The 13,234-nt window shown below is 58.9% G+C and carries 14 protein-coding genes; 3 read left to right on the top strand and 11 right to left on the bottom strand.

All coding sequences use genetic code 11. The features are described 5' to 3' along the window. The first annotated feature begins 5 nt into the window (after window positions 1-5). The 3 genes from argB to ACR0DY_RS03705 are packed head-to-tail and all read left to right on the top strand — an operon-like array spanning window position 6 to window position 2,072. Window positions 6-869 (top strand): acetylglutamate kinase, encoded by an 864-nt coding sequence (gene argB, locus ACR0DY_RS03715; protein ID WP_267363778.1) that lies wholly within the window; start codon window positions 6-8, stop codon window positions 867-869. A 22-nt stretch (window positions 870-891) separates the two neighbouring features. After that, window positions 892-1,578, top strand: a complete 687-nt coding sequence (locus ACR0DY_RS03710) for a ferredoxin (protein WP_480897822.1) — start codon at window positions 892-894, stop codon at window positions 1,576-1,578. Further along, window positions 1,575-2,072, top strand: a complete 498-nt coding sequence (locus tag ACR0DY_RS03705) for a SixA phosphatase family protein (protein ID WP_480897820.1) — start codon at window positions 1,575-1,577, stop codon at window positions 2,070-2,072. Before ACR0DY_RS03710 ends, ACR0DY_RS03705 begins: the two co-directional genes overlap by 4 nt. A gap of 44 nt (window positions 2,073-2,116) precedes the next feature. Here the strand turns inward: ACR0DY_RS03705 and ACR0DY_RS03700 are convergent, their stop codons facing one another. From ACR0DY_RS03700 to rplQ, 11 genes are all read right to left on the bottom strand, one after another. Continuing rightward, on the bottom strand, window positions 2,117-2,908 hold the full coding sequence (locus ACR0DY_RS03700; protein WP_480484762.1) for an amino acid ABC transporter ATP-binding protein: 792 nt from the start codon (window positions 2,906-2,908) through the stop codon (window positions 2,117-2,119). Between the two features lie 12 nt (window positions 2,909-2,920). Then, entirely contained in the window at window positions 2,921-4,225 is a 1,305-nt protein-coding gene (locus tag ACR0DY_RS03695) for an amino acid ABC transporter permease (protein WP_480547313.1), read from the bottom strand. A 1-nt stretch (window position 4,226) separates the two neighbouring features. Further along, window positions 4,227-5,495: an amino acid ABC transporter permease gene (locus tag ACR0DY_RS03690; protein ID WP_480474035.1), complete on the bottom strand. Its 1,269-nt coding sequence runs from the start codon at window positions 5,493-5,495 to the stop codon at window positions 4,227-4,229. Between the two features lie 128 nt (window positions 5,496-5,623). Then, entirely contained in the window at window positions 5,624-6,640 is a 1,017-nt protein-coding gene (locus tag ACR0DY_RS03685) for an amino acid ABC transporter substrate-binding protein (RefSeq protein WP_480474036.1), read from the bottom strand. A 205-nt stretch (window positions 6,641-6,845) separates the two neighbouring features. After that, complete coding sequence (locus ACR0DY_RS03680) at window positions 6,846-7,553, bottom strand: ATP12 family chaperone protein (RefSeq protein WP_480897818.1); 708 nt, start codon at window positions 7,551-7,553, stop codon at window positions 6,846-6,848. A 3-nt stretch (window positions 7,554-7,556) separates the two neighbouring features. Further along, complete coding sequence (locus ACR0DY_RS03675) at window positions 7,557-8,228, bottom strand: HAD-IA family hydrolase (protein WP_480547314.1); 672 nt, start codon at window positions 8,226-8,228, stop codon at window positions 7,557-7,559. Beyond that, the gene (locus ACR0DY_RS03670) at window positions 8,225-9,268 is read right to left on the bottom strand and encodes an RluA family pseudouridine synthase (protein WP_480487339.1); all 1,044 of its coding nucleotides are present in this window, start codon (window positions 9,266-9,268) and stop codon (window positions 8,225-8,227) included. The genes ACR0DY_RS03675 and ACR0DY_RS03670 overlap by 4 nt, the downstream gene beginning before the upstream one ends. 186 nt (window positions 9,269-9,454) lie before the next feature. Then, on the bottom strand, window positions 9,455-10,765 hold the full coding sequence (locus tag ACR0DY_RS03665; RefSeq protein WP_480547315.1) for a replication-associated recombination protein A: 1,311 nt from the start codon (window positions 10,763-10,765) through the stop codon (window positions 9,455-9,457). 3 nt (window positions 10,766-10,768) lie between these two features. Beyond that, window positions 10,769-12,154 (bottom strand): trypsin-like peptidase domain-containing protein, encoded by a 1,386-nt coding sequence (locus tag ACR0DY_RS03660; protein WP_480547317.1) that lies wholly within the window; start codon window positions 12,152-12,154, stop codon window positions 10,769-10,771. 65 nt (window positions 12,155-12,219) lie between these two features. After that, window positions 12,220-12,627, bottom strand: a complete 408-nt coding sequence (locus ACR0DY_RS03655) for a hypothetical protein (protein ID WP_480487313.1) — start codon at window positions 12,625-12,627, stop codon at window positions 12,220-12,222. A gap of 109 nt (window positions 12,628-12,736) precedes the next feature. Next, window positions 12,737-13,159, bottom strand: a complete 423-nt coding sequence (gene rplQ, locus ACR0DY_RS03650) for a 50S ribosomal protein L17 (protein ID WP_480474043.1) — start codon at window positions 13,157-13,159, stop codon at window positions 12,737-12,739. Window positions 13,160-13,234 lie beyond the last annotated feature (75 nt).

Below are 13,234 nucleotides of genomic sequence, written 5' to 3'. Positions count from 1 at the left end.
TAGCAATGAAGACACGTGACATGAACCGGGACTGGATCGCCACCGCAGCAACCCTGAACAGCGCATTGCCCTATCTGCAGCGCTATGATGGGGCCATCGTCGTCATAAAGCTGGGCGGGCATGCCATGGGCAGTGACGAGGCGATGGAGAGCTTTGCCCGCGATGTCGTCTTGATGCGGCAGGTCGGCGTGAACCCGGTTGTCGTGCATGGCGGTGGTCCGATGATCAACGCGATGCTGAACAAGCTTGATATCCAGTCCGACTTTGTGAACGGCAAGCGCGTGACCGACACGGCAACCGTCGAAGTTGTCGAGATGGTTCTGTCTGGCCTGGTGAACAAGCGCATCGTTCAGGCGATCAATGGTCAGGGCGGCTCGGCCGTGGGTTTGTCGGGCAAGGATGCAAACCTGATGATCTGCGACCAGACGGATGCGTCTCTGGGTTATGTCGGCACCCCGTCCGAGATGAACCCGAAAATCCTGCATGATCTGTTCTCACATGATGTGATCCCGGTTATCGCCCCTCTGGGCGCGGGCCGTGAGGGCGAAACGTTCAACGTGAACGGCGATACGGCGGCCGGGGCGATAGCCTCGGCACTAAAAGCAGACCGCCTTCTGCTGCTGACAGATGTCTCGGGCGTCAAGAACGCGGCAGGCGATGTGGTGACCGAGCTGAAAGCCGGCCAGATTCGCGAGATGACCCGCGAAGGCACCATCGCAGGTGGCATGATCCCCAAGACCGAAACTGCCCTCGATGCCCTGCACAGCGGCGTTCGGGCCGTCGTGATACTTGACGGGCGCGCGCCAAATGCGGTTCTGCTTGAACTGTTCACGGAACATGGCGCCGGGTCGCTGATACGGCCAGACTGATCGCAGCAACAGCCGAGGGAAGATGACAGAGCTTGCGCAACCTTCCTCAGTTCCGGATGCGGCAACCTATGGCCGCGTAGAACACGCGGCGCGTCAGGCGGGGTTGATTGTCATGGGTGCGCTGCATCCTCATCGCGTGGCGGCCCGGCAACTTGACACTGGCACGCTGGTCTTGCTGGGCGCGGGTCCTGATTTCTGGCCTGCTCTGAAAGCCTCGCCGGAATGGCAGGGGCCTGATCCAGTAGACCGCTGGTCAACCAGAGTCGTTGGCCAGATGGCACGTGCGTTCGGTGCACAGGCCTATTTCCCCTTTGGTGGTCCGCCCTATGCGCCTTTCATCGACTGGGCCCTGAAATCGGGACGTACCTTCAGCAGCCCGGTGGGGGCTTTGGTACATGACACAGTCGGTATGATGATCTCATATCGCGGCGCACTGCATTTCGCCCATGAGCTTGCTATCCCTGAGGCGTCTAGCGTTTCCCCCTGTGACACCTGCGCCGCCCCGTGCACGACGGCCTGCCCTGTCGGCGCGCTGAACGCGCAAAACTTCTATGACCTTGCAGCCTGCCACGACCATCTTGATACCACTGAGGGTCAAACCTGCATGACAGGCGGCTGTCTGGCCCGCCTCGCCTGCCCGCTCAGCGCGGGCGCAGGGCGCGACCCCGAACAATCAGCCCATCATATGAGGGCTTTTCACCCGTCATGACCCGCACTTTGATCCTGACGCGTCACGCCAAATCCAGCTGGGATAACCCAGGACTTGGCGATCATGAACGCCCCCTGAGCAAGCGCGGGCGCAGGTCAGCCCCGGCCATTGGTGCATGGCTGCGCGATAGCGGCTGGCTGCCGGATGAAGTGCTAAGCTCGACGTCAACCCGCACCCGCGAGACATGGGACCGGATGGGGTTAGCGGCCGATAAGGTCCGCTTTCACAATGCGCTCTACCACGCCGACGCCGAAGACATGTTGCGCGCGTTGGCTAGCGCTACGGAGCCGACTGTGTTGATGCTGGGTCATAACCCCGGAATCGCCGAATTCGCCAACCGCCTTGTGCAACGGCCACCGGATCACATGCGCTTTTTCGATTATCCGACTTGTGCAACCACTGTGATGACATTCAACGCCGACAGCTGGTCGGACGTGCGATGGCATATGGGCACCGTGCTGGGCTTCACCACCGCGCGAGAGTTGCTGGAATAGAAAAAGGCGGGGCAAAACCCCGCCTTTCCACCATTTTGAGCCGTTCAGTGTCCCAGAATCTGGCTGAGGAACAGTTTGGTCCGCTCGCTTTGCGGATTATTGAAGAACTCTTCCGGTTCGTTCTGTTCCACGATCTGGCCCGCATCCATAAAGATCACACGGTTGGCAACCTGACGGGCAAAGCCCATCTCGTGCGTCACGCACAGCATGGTCATGCCTTCTTCGGCCAGCTCGATCATGGTGTCGAGCACCTCTTTGATCATCTCGGGGTCCAACGCCGATGTCGGTTCATCGAACAACATGATCCGCGGCATCATGCACAGCGAGCGGGCAATTGCCACACGCTGCTGCTGACCACCCGAAAGCTGACCAGGATACTTGTCGGCCTGCTCGGGGATTTTCACCTTTTCAAGGAAATGCATCGCGCGCTCTTCGGCCTCTTTCTTGGGCGTCTTGCGCACCCAGATCGGGGCCAGCGTGCAGTTCTCCAAAATGGTCAGGTGCGGGAACAGGTTGAAGTGCTGGAACACCATGCCAACCTCGGACCGGATCTTGTCGATGTTCTTGAGGTCATTCGACAGCTCGGTCCCATCCACGATGATCGTGCCCTGCTGGTGTTCCTCCAGCGCGTTCAGGCAGCGGATCAGAGTAGATTTCCCTGACCCGGACGGACCCGCAATAACAATCCGCTCGCCCTGATTGACGGTCAGATTGATGTCGCGCAGCACGTGAAAGGAACCGTACCACTTGTTCATGTTGGTGATTTCGATGGCGACCTCGTCGCTCACCTGCATTTTGGAACGGTCGATTTCGCGGTCAATTGCAAGTTCAGACATGTGTTGAACTCCTTAACGGTGGCCAGTCTGAAGCTTGCGCTCCAGATACATGGAATAACGGGACATAGAGAAGCAGACGATGAAGAACAGGAACGCGATGAACGCGAACAGTTCCCAATAGATGCCGTTCCAGGCTGTGTCGGCGCGGATAGCAGATGCCAATCCGATCACGTCGAACAACCCGATAATCGACACCAGCGTCGTATCCTTGAAGATCCCGATGAATGTGCTCACGATGCCCGGAATTGAGATTTTCAGGGCTTGTGGCATGATGATCAGCCTTTGCGCCTGCCAGTAATTCAGGCCCAGACTGTCGGCGCCTTCGTACTGTCCTCGTGGCAGGGCAGCCAGACCACCCCGGATCACCTCGGCCATGTAGGCCGCCGAGAACAGGGTCATCATGATCATCACCCGCAGGATGATGTCAAAGTTGGTGCCCGGTGGCAGGAACAGGTTCAGAAGCAGCGACGCCACGAACAACAAGGTGATCAGCGGCACACCGCGAATGAACTCGATAAAGCCCACGCACAGGTATTTGACGATCAGCAGGTCCGACTGACGCCCTAGCGCCAGAACGATACCGATCGGAAGTGAGACACCAATGGCCACAACGCCCAGCAGGATCGCCAGCATGAAACCACCGAACTGACGGCTTTCAACAGCTTCGATGCCAATCGGCAGAACCGAGTCCATCGCGCCCGTGAAATAGCTGGATAGCACCAGCCACCAGATCACTGCGGCAACGACCGCACCGATCATACCCACCAGTTCACTCACCTGTTTGCTGAGAACCGAATACGCAAACCAACCGACGACAAACCCAAGCGCGGCCGAGATTGGCCCCCAGATGGTTCCGCCCCACATCAGGAACGGCATCAGGAACGGGTAGATTGCCGTGAAGATCAGCATCTTGGTTGGGACGCGGTCCGAATACAGAACCGGCGCCAATGCGACCAGCAACAGAACCAGCGCAAGGATCGGTCTCCAGTACAGATGGCTTGGATAGAAGCCGAACAGCAACTGTAACCATCGGTCATTGATAACCGCCCAGCAGGCGTGCCCATGGGTCGACCCCCAGGTGGCCATCATGATCTCGCGGCACTCGTTGAGAGAGTCGGCATTCCACACGGACTGGAAAATCCATGGCAGAACACCTGACAGCACGTAGTAGATCGCATAAAGCGAAACCACCGTCAGGATCGTGTTAAACCAACTTGAGAACAGGTTGTGCTTGACCCATCCCAGCGCACCGACCTCGGAAGCAGGCGGTGCCTGCTCGGGCAGCATTTCCGTGCGGACAAATGAAACATCACTCATATTACCGCTCCACCAGTTTTACACGGTTGTTGTACCAGTTCATCACCCCTGAGATGCTCAGCGAGATGGACAGATAGACCAGCATCAACAGCAGAACACATTCCAGCTCGCGACCGGTCTGGTTCATGGTGATGCCGCCAAGGGTCCCCGTGATGTCCATATATCCGACCGCGATCGCCAGTGACGAGTTCTTGGTCAGGTTCAGGTAGTTCGAGATCATGGGCGGAATGATCACCCGCAATGCCTGCGGCAGGATCACAAGGCGCATGGTCCGGCCCGGGCGCAGACCCAGCGCCGATGCGGCTTCGGTTTGGCCTTTTGAGATGGCCAGGATACCCGCACGAACGATCTCGGCGATGAAGGCCGCCGTGTAAAGCGACAAGGCCAGCCACAGCGCGATCAACGAGTTACGCAAATGTGTGCCGCCGGTAAAGTTGAAGCCTTTCAGCTCAGGGAAACCAAGGTGAAACCCCAGGATGGTGAGAAGGACAATCATCGGCACAAACAGAATACCCAGCTGGATGTGCCAGATAGTCGGACGATCACCGGATGCCTCTTGCTTGGCTTGTGCCCAGGCGGACACCTTGCGCATCGCAAAGATGCTGCCACCAAGCACGATCAGAATGGCGATCAGGTCCAGCGAGATATCGAACCGCAGGCTCGACGCACCGAAGATGTGTATATCACCCAGGCTGCGCGAGAACAGGAACTCCGGGATATAGACCCCGCGATTGGTCACCGCGACAGAATCGAACAGATTCATCGTGGCTTCTGGGTTTTCTCCGCGGAACGCCCTTGGTGCTGGCAGGCTTTCGATCAGAATGGCCATGGCCAGAACGATCCACAGCAGCACAGGTACGTTGCGGAACATCTCGACATAGACGGTCATGATCCGCGCAACCAGCCAGTTGTTGGACAGGCGCAGAACACCAACCAAAACACCGACTATCGTTGCTGTGATACAACCAAGAACCGCCACAACCAGCGTGTTCAGCAAGCCGATAAAGGCCGCGCGCAAGTGACTGTCGCGCGAATCGTATTCAAGCAAGCGCTGGTTGATATCGTAACTGGCCGGTTCTGCGAAAAAGCCGAACTCAACCGGTTTTCCAAGCGCTTCGAGGTTTTGGATGGTATTGGAGATGATCCAGGCTGCCAGAAGCATAAAACCAATCATTGCAATGACCTGGATGGTCGCAGATCGGTACCGCGTATCATAAAGGAGCATGGACAGCCGGAACTGCTCCTTCGGCGGGTCAGTGAGAGTCGTCATGACCTATGTATATCCCCGTGCATCCCGTAAATATGTCGGCAGAGTTGATCCCTGCTCAAAACCGTACGGGCGTGATTCTTATGGATGGAAAAAGGGCGCAGGTTGCCCTGCGCCCTTCTCCGTCGATATTAGCGGAACGGCGGCGAGTACAGCAGGCCGCCTTCGGTCCACTGTGCGTTCAGGCCGCGTGCCAGACCAATCGGGGTTTCTTCACCGATGTTCTTGGCAAACACTTCGCCATAGTTGCCGCCGGCTTTGATCGCCTTGGCTGCCCAGTCAGCGTTCAGACCCAGCATCTCGCCCAGGGTGCCTTCGGTACCCAGCAGGCGGTTGATTTCGGGGTTTTCGGTGCCAGCGGCCAGTTCATCGATATTGGCCGAGGTTACGCCCAGTTCTTCAGCCGAGATCAGCGCGTTCAGAGTCCAGCGCACAACGTCGCCCCACTCGTGGTCGCCGTGACGGACCAGCGGGCCCAGCGGCTCTTTCGAGATGATTTCAGGCAGCAGGATGTGATCACCGGGGTTTTCGAATGTGGCGCGGGTTGCCGCCAGACCCGAAGCGTCGGTGGTGTAAACGTCACATGCGCCAGCCAGGTACTGCTGCTGTGCTTCGGCGTTGGTTTCGATCGGAACCGGTTCGTAGCTGATGTTGTTCGAACGGAAGAAGTCCGCCAGGTTCAGCTCGGTTGTGGTGCCGGTCTGGATACAAACGGTTGCGCCGTCCAGTTCCTTGGCCGAGCTTACGCCCAGTGCCTTGGGAACCATAAAGCCCTGACCGTCATAGTAGTTCACACCGGTGAATTCGAACTTCAGGTCGACGTCGCGGCTGAAGGTCCAGGTGGTGTTCCGCGCCAGCATGTCGATCTCGCCCGAGGCCAGAGCGGTAAAACGTGTCTTACCGGTGGTCGGAACGAATTCTACCGCGCTTGCATCGCCCAGAACAGCAGCAGCAACGGCACGGCACAGAGATACGTCAAAGCCCTGCCATTCGCCATTGGCGTCAGGAGCAGCAAAGCCAACCAGACCGGTGGTCACACCACAGTTCAGCTTGCCGCGCGCTTTAACGTCGTCAACGGTCCCTGCCACGGCTGCGCCAGCAGCAAGACCGGCAATCGTTGCCGCGCCCAAGATTACGGATTTTTTCATTTTTACCTCTTCCTGATTTCCCGCCCCATCAGAGGCGGCTCTGCCCGGCAAGTGGATGCCGGATAGGTTACTCCAAAGGTGTCTCCCCTTTAGTGGCACTGAGTTTGGGCGTATTCATAAACAAACGTCAAGGGTCGGATCATCGAAAACGATGGATCAGACCCCAACCAATTTGAACATTTGGCCAAAAATCGGAAAATAAGGATCAAACCGACATATCAAAGAAGCGTTTAGCATGCAGAAATGCGGCTTTCTTCGTTTCGGCAACCGCATGGGCCTCGTCATCGTGACCCCATTGTTCGATCTGCCAGGTTTCGTCCAGCCTCGAAATGCGCCATATTTCGGCCGGTTCGCGCCAATCCATGGCCGCCGCAAACCCGAGAATCAATGACCCTGACAAGCTGACCAGATCGTGGAACGCCGCCAGTTGAAACGCATCCAGCGCATGGACGCGAGCACGCAGCGCCGACAGGGCAGCGGCAGATTGCGGCTTGTGCAACACACCTATAACCGGCTGCAAGCGAGCAGACAGCGCAGCCTCGGCCCAGTCCAGTGCCGGATCCCATTCGGCGCTTTGACGTTCCTGCAACTCTGTTGGATGTGTCGCTCGATAGCACAGCAGATCAGAATCGCCGTAATCCGCAAGCATATCGGCAACTTCCCCGTGCTGGGACCGAACCTTGTCGATTGCCGCATTCGCCGAACGGGTGCATGGCATCGTCGACGGATCTACCTCTTTCTGCTGGGCATCCCATTCTGACGCAACCGCTTCGGCCATGGCGCGGGTCGGCAGGATCAACGCCGCTTTGGCAGGGGTCTTGACGCGGCGGCCATCCAGTTCAACCGTAAACCCGCCGTCGACCTCGGTAATCCGGCTTTCTTTCCAGACGCGTTTCGGTTTCCAGTCACTCATGTTTCAGTTCCATATCCCGGCCAGCGCAGTGGGCAACTGGTCAAAGGTCTCAATCACGCAGAAGGCCGAGGTCAAAGCAGACCGATCATGGTACCCCCATGCCACGCCGATGCCGCGCACCCCGGCAGCGGCAGCCATGTCCATGTCATAGCTTGTATCGCCGACCATCACCGCGCAGTCGGATTCGACTCCGGTCTCGGCCAACGCGGCCTGCACCATGGAAGGATGCGGTTTCGACGGATGGTGGTCGGCGACCTGCCGGGTGACGAAGTAGCGCTCAAGCCCATGCACTTCGATCAACGCATCAAGTCCGCGCTTGGATTTGCCGGTTGCCACCCCAAGAAGCACTTCGGGTACGGCGTGCAAGGCTTCAATCGCCTCTCGCGCGCCGGGATAGAGCGGAGAGCTGGCAGCGCCCAAATCCAAGCGATGCGCGTGATAAGCTTCCTTGTACCCTTCAACGAGATCGTTCTGTACCGAGGAAGGTTGGTCCGGCACCAATCGTGCGATGGCATGTGGCAGGGACAATCCGACAATGGACAGGATCACCTCTCGCGTCGGTACAGGTACCGACGCGGCCTGAAAGCTGGTGGTCATGGCGTGAACGATACTGCCCTGACTGTCGACCAGAGTGCCATCGACATCAAACAGAACCAACCGCAGGGGTGCTCTCATTGCAGCGCCTCAAACGGGTCGTCTGCGGCCAGATCTTCGGTCCAGCCAAAGGTGTCCCAGCTGTGTTTCATATGTTCCGGCAAGGGCGCTGTCACGGTCACTGGTTTGCGCGTGATCGGATGCAGGAATGACAGTCGCCGCGCGTGCAGATGCAGCTTTTTGCTGATGATCCCACCCAATTGTGCGCCCCAGCCATCACCCAGGTTTTCCTGCCCCGAGCCACCGTATTTGCCGTCGCCAATGATCGGATGCCCGATCGCTGCCATATGCGCGCGCAGTTGGTGGGTGCGGCCCGTGATTGGCTCCATCGCCACCCAAGCGGCGCGTCCGGCCACGCGGTAGAGGGTCGCATAATGAGTATGTGCCCGTTTCGCACCGGGGGTGCTGTCGATCTCGTTCATATGGACGGGGATCATCTTTTCACCCTCGCCGTGGGCGCCATGACCGGCTGCTTTCACAAGACCCGTCTTGATTTCACCCAGATATGGCGTGGGAACACCTGCAACCAGCGCCCAGTAAATCTTGCGCGTGTCGCGGTGACGGAAAGCGGCTGTCAGCCCCTTCGCGGCTTCGCGCGTGCGGGCCAGCAGCAGAACACCTGACGTATCCTTGTCCAGGCGGTGAACCAGACGCGGGTTTTCGTCATACCCAAACCGCAACGCCTCGGACAGGCTGTCGACATGCCGGGTCTGCCCGCTGCCGCCCTGTACCGGCAGGCCCTGCGGCTTGTTCAGGGCCAGAATGTGATCATCACTGTAGATCACGCAGGACTGGATCATCTTGGCATCCGCATCCGAGATACGATGCTTGACCTCAACCGGTTTGTGATCAGGCCCCGGCAATGGCGGCACACGAACCACCTGCCCGACCTCCAATCGGGTCGAGGCCTTGGCCCGGCTGCCATCCACACGCAGTTCTCCCTTGCGGCACATCTTTTCGATGCGGCCCTGGCTGACATGCGGGAACAGGCGGCGCAACCAGCGGTCCACACGCTGATCGCCGTCCCCTTCAGCGACTGTAATCATCTGTACGCCACTCATGCCATTGCCCCTTGCGCCGCGCGGGTGATCCGCCCGGATTGCGTCTTTGTCCGTGTCCCAGAAATCATGGGGGTCTCTCGCGCGCAACGCGGCAAGAGTCAAGGTATCAGACAGGAACCTTTGGCGTTCGTGGGGGCTCAGCGCCACCCGCCACTTCTCGGCGCGGTCAATACATTCCCAGCCAGCCTAGCTGTTGCGCTGGGTCCGAAGCTTGGCGAAGTAATCGAGGCGCTTTTTCAGCTCACGCTCGAACCCGCGCTCGACCGGTTGATACAAAACCGGGCGTTTCATCGTTTCGGGAAAATAGTTCTGACCGGAAAACCCGTCTTCGGCGTCATGGTCATACGCATAGCCAGCACCATATCCCTGATCCTTCATCAGTGATGTGGGGGCATTCAGGATATGTTTGGGTGGTGGCTCGCTGCCTGATTGCTTGGCCAGCCGCATCGCTGCCTTATAGCCGACATAAGCACCGTTGGATTTCGGGGCCAGGGCCAGATAGACCAGCGCCTGCGCCAGCGCCAGCTCACCTTCGGGAGAGCCGAGCCGCTCATACGTTTCCCAGGATTGCAGGCAGATGGCCTGCGCCTGCGGGTCGGCCAGACCGATATCCTCGACCGCCATCCGTGTGATCCGACGCGCCAGATAGCGCGGGTCTTCGCCCCCTGTCAGCATTCGCGCAAACCAGTACAGCGCCGCGTCCGGGTCGGACCCGCGCACCGATTTGTGCAGGGCTGAAATCAGGTTGTAATGTTCATCGCCCGACTTGTCATATTTCGCCGCCCGCCGCATCAGCCGCGTCGACAGCGCGTCCGTGTCCAGTGGCGCATCCACCTTCCAGGCCGAGACCTGTTCGATCAGGTTCAGCAACGCCCGCCCGTCACCATCGGCCATTTCCTGCAACGCATCGCGGGCTGCGGGTGTCAACGGCAGCGCGCGGTCCAGCTCTTTTTCGGCGCGCTGGGTCAGGCGTTCAAGATCGGAAAGGCCAAGCCGTTCCAGCACCAGAACCTGCGACCGGCTGAGAACCGCGGCGTTCAGCTCAAAGGACGGGTTCTCGGTCGTTGCCCCGACAAGAAGGATCGTGCCGTCCTCCATATGCGGCAGAAAACCGTCCTGCTGTGCCTTGTTGAAGCGGTGAATCTCGTCCACGAACAGCAAGGTCCCCTGCCCATTCTGACGCCTGATCTTGGCCGCTTCGAAAACCTTCTTCAAATCCGGCACACCGGTGAAAATCGCACTGATCTGAACGAAATGCAGATCGGTTTCCTGCGCCAGCAACCGTGCGATCGTCGTCTTTCCGACACCGGGCGGCCCCCAGAAGATCAGGCTGGACAGACTGCCCGACGCCAGCATGACCCCCAGCGGCGCATTCGGGCCAAGAACCTGTTCCTGACCGATGACCTCGGCAAGAGTCTGCGGGCGCAACCGGTCCGCCAGGGGACGGTGTGGCGCAGCGGTGGGTTCCGTTGGCCCGGTATCGAACAGATCGCTCACGGGTTACAGCCGGAACCGCAATGAGACTGACCGGCCACCGCGCAGAAGACCCATCTGCACACGACGACCCGGATCTGTCAGCGCATTCTCTACATCCCCAGGACGTTCGATGTCATTGGAATTGATGCTTTCAAGAATATCCCCCGATCGCAAACCCGCGCGTCCACCATAGGGGCCGGGATCAACAACAACGACACCTGTCTGGGACAGTGGCAAGCCCATGTCAGAGATCACCGAAGGGTTGACGCGGGACACCACCAGCCCCGGCAGGACAGTGTCTTCATCCAATGTCGTCTCTTCAGCCGCCGGGACTTCGGGCGCTTTGATCAGTGCCACCTCAACCTCTTCGCTCTGGGTGCCACGCAGCCGTGTCAGAACCGATGTTCCCCCAACCCCTGCGACAGACATGCGAAACTTCATCTCGGCAGGCGAGTTCACTTCGTCCCCGTCCACATGGGTCACGACGTCCCCCACCTTAAGCCCCGCCTCGCGCAGCGGGCTAAGGTCATGAAGGTCCGAGATGACAACACCCAGCGGGATGGCAAGACCAAGGGATTCAGCAATATCCGCGCTCATATGTTGACCGGTCATGCCTGCCCAGGGGCTGATAAAACTGTCATTGCCCTGCTGGGCCTGTTTCAGAAACTCGGCCACAAGATTTGCGGGGATGGCAAAACCGATGCCATTCGACCCGCCCGAGCGTGTTAGAATAGAGGTGTTGATCCCGATAAGGTCCCCGTTCACATCAATCAGCGCACCACCGGAGTTGCCCGGGTTGATCGCTGCATCTGTCTGAATGAAATACCCGCGTGCATTGCCTGTCGCAGTACCTGTGCGCGCCAAGCCCGAGATGATACCAGAGGACACCGTTTGCCCCACCCCGAACGGGTTGCCGATGGCAAGGGCCAGTTCGCCAACCTCGACCTGATCGGAATCGCGCAGGGTCAGGTAGGGCAGGTCTTGCGCCTCTTCCAGACGCAGAATCGCAATGTCGCTTTCTTCGTGCCCCAGTACGACTGTGGCAGAAAACTCGCGCCGGTCGGTTGTCACGACCCTGATTTCGGTCGCCGAGCCTACAACATGGTAGTTGGACACAACGTAGCCATCTTCAGACAGGATGACCCCGGAGCCCAGCGAGTTCTGAACCCGCGGCTGCGGCGTTCCCAGGCTGCCGCCAAAGAAATCCCGAAAGAACGGGTCCGAGTAAAACGGGCTGGCCCGCCCCTGCCGCACGATCTTGGCGTAGATATTCACCACCGCAGGCGAGGCCTTTTTGACCACCGGAGCAAAGCCCAGAGAGATTTCGGACTGCGATTGCGGGACGCGGGTTTCGGCAAATGCTGGCAGGGCCATGACAAGCATAAGAGAGATAAAGGATGCGCGGATCATGGGGGCTCCGGATTTGATTATCTTTGGGATATGCGGGGCAAAGGCAATAAATGCAAGCCGCGCGCTCAGCTTCGGCGGCGCAGGAACTTGAGCCCGGACCAATCGGCGTCAATCGCGCAAACCTTCACGTCGACCCAGCCCAGCGGCAGGATTTCACTGCGCAGCATATCCTCGGTCACACCTGCGTGCAGGGGCGAAGATTTCTTGGCCCAGGAGACCCACAGCATTCCTCCGCTCCGTATGTGGGCGATTTGCTCAGCGGCCAATTCGGCGATCTGGTCCGGATGGTTCAGGAACATGTGAACCGCATCCGCAGGATCGGCTGCAGGGTCGAACAGAACACCGTCGGCACCTGCAGTCAGGTTGGGATAATGGGCAGGAGCGTTGAGCGTACGGACCGCATATCCGGGTTTGAAACCCAGTTTCGACCAGAGCGGTTTGCCTGAGTATCCTGCTGCGGGTTCACTTGCCATAACAGCCTGAACTTATGGCGCAAATCGAATGAAGGCAATTGGTTAGCTGAGGCACAAAAAAGCCCGCCCGATTGCTCGGGCAGGCGCATCAGGTCGATGACCGTCGTGCTTATTCTTCGGCTGCGGCCTCTTCGGCGGCAGCGCGGGCTTTGTCCGCGGCGCCTTTGGCATCGATGTCGCGATCGACGAATTCGATGATCGCCATCGGAGCCATGTCACCATAGCGGAATCCGGCTTTCAGGATGCGGACATAACCGCCCTGACGCTCAGCATAGCGGGGGCCCAGAACTTCGAACAGCTTGGCGACGTCTTTGTCTTCTTTCAGCTGAGCTGCGGCCTGACGGCGGGCGTGCAGGTCGCCGCGCTTGCCCAGGGTGATCAGTTTTTCGATGATCGGGCGCAGTTCTTTTGCTTTGGGCAGAGTTGTCTTGATCTGCTCATGTTCGATGAGCGAGCCAGCCATGTTTGCAAACAGAGCCTTGCGGTGCTCATGAGTACGGTTCAGGCGGCGGTAACCACGTGCGTGACGCATTTTTCAATTCCTTCTTTCGCGTTTTGCTTTGTCCGGCCTCCGATGCGTGTCAGAGGCTCACCTTGGGGCGGGATT

The sequence above is a fragment of the Ruegeria sp. O6 genome (genome assembly GCF_056535045.1).
Note: the sequence above shows the minus strand (reverse complement) of the source record. Positions and strands in the feature narration are given on the sequence as shown.

What these genes read in the sequence shown, in the direction of transcription:
- ACR0DY_RS03690 (WP_480474035.1), bottom strand. Translation starts at nt 5,495, where the DNA reads ATGACGACTCTCACTGACCCGCCGAAGGAGCAGTTCCGGCTGTCCATG.
- ACR0DY_RS03705 (WP_480897820.1), top strand. Translation starts at nt 1,575, where the DNA reads ATGACCCGCACTTTGATCCTGACGCGTCACGCCAAATCCAGCTGGGAT.
- ACR0DY_RS03695 (WP_480547313.1), bottom strand. Translation starts at nt 4,225, where the DNA reads ATGAGTGATGTTTCATTTGTCCGCACGGAAATGCTGCCCGAGCAGGCA.
- argB (WP_267363778.1), top strand. Translation starts at nt 6, where the DNA reads ATGAAGACACGTGACATGAACCGGGACTGGATCGCCACCGCAGCAACC.
- ACR0DY_RS03680 (WP_480897818.1), bottom strand. Translation starts at nt 7,553, where the DNA reads ATGAGTGACTGGAAACCGAAACGCGTCTGGAAAGAAAGCCGGATTACC.
- ACR0DY_RS03710 (WP_480897822.1), top strand. Translation starts at nt 892, where the DNA reads ATGACAGAGCTTGCGCAACCTTCCTCAGTTCCGGATGCGGCAACCTAT.
- ACR0DY_RS03685 (WP_480474036.1), bottom strand. Translation starts at nt 6,640, where the DNA reads ATGAAAAAATCCGTAATCTTGGGCGCGGCAACGATTGCCGGTCTTGCT.
- ACR0DY_RS03660 (WP_480547317.1), bottom strand. Translation starts at nt 12,154, where the DNA reads ATGATCCGCGCATCCTTTATCTCTCTTATGCTTGTCATGGCCCTGCCA.
- ACR0DY_RS03700 (WP_480484762.1), bottom strand. Translation starts at nt 2,908, where the DNA reads ATGTCTGAACTTGCAATTGACCGCGAAATCGACCGTTCCAAAATGCAG.
- ACR0DY_RS03655 (WP_480487313.1), bottom strand. Translation starts at nt 12,627, where the DNA reads ATGGCAAGTGAACCCGCAGCAGGATACTCAGGCAAACCGCTCTGGTCG.
- rplQ (WP_480474043.1), bottom strand. Translation starts at nt 13,159, where the DNA reads ATGCGTCACGCACGTGGTTACCGCCGCCTGAACCGTACTCATGAGCAC.
- ACR0DY_RS03675 (WP_480547314.1), bottom strand. Translation starts at nt 8,228, where the DNA reads ATGAGAGCACCCCTGCGGTTGGTTCTGTTTGATGTCGATGGCACTCTG.
- ACR0DY_RS03670 (WP_480487339.1), bottom strand. Translation starts at nt 9,268, where the DNA reads ATGAGTGGCGTACAGATGATTACAGTCGCTGAAGGGGACGGCGATCAG.